This window comes from Shewanella sp. MBTL60-112-B2, from assembly GCF_019655055.1.
GTDB lineage: Bacteria > Pseudomonadota > Gammaproteobacteria > Enterobacterales > Shewanellaceae > Shewanella.
On the sequence record NZ_BPFA01000113.1, the window covers coordinates 1 to 350 of the forward strand.

General features: G+C 36.9%; 1 rRNA gene. It reads right to left on the reverse strand.

Going from position 1 to position 350, the window contains the following annotated elements:
* Positions 1 to 280 precede the first annotated feature (280 nt).
* A 16S ribosomal RNA gene (locus K5Q73_RS21480) occupies positions 281 to 350 on the reverse strand; the annotation flags it as partial.

The following is a 350-nucleotide window of genomic DNA, read 5'->3' on the forward strand; positions in this document are numbered from 1 at the left end:
TAAAACAGTCGTACGTAACTAATGGTTTCTACTTTCGCCAAAATTAGAATTTTTTACTTAAGGTCGTTAAACCCTAAGCCAAGACACTTAATGTTAAGTGTTTTAGAACTCAATTTTTTAATTTCGCAATAATCTTAAAGATTATTACTATCAGCTTTCCAAATTTTTAAAGAACGATATCAACTACGTGAAGTAGGATATTTCGTCGCTCATCTCTACAAGTAGAGACAAACAAGCAATCTGTGTGAACACTCAACAACTATCAAGTTAGTCGTATAGGTAAGGAGGTGATCCAGCCCCAGGTTCCCCTAGGGCTACCTTGTTACGACTTCACCCCAGTCATGAACCAC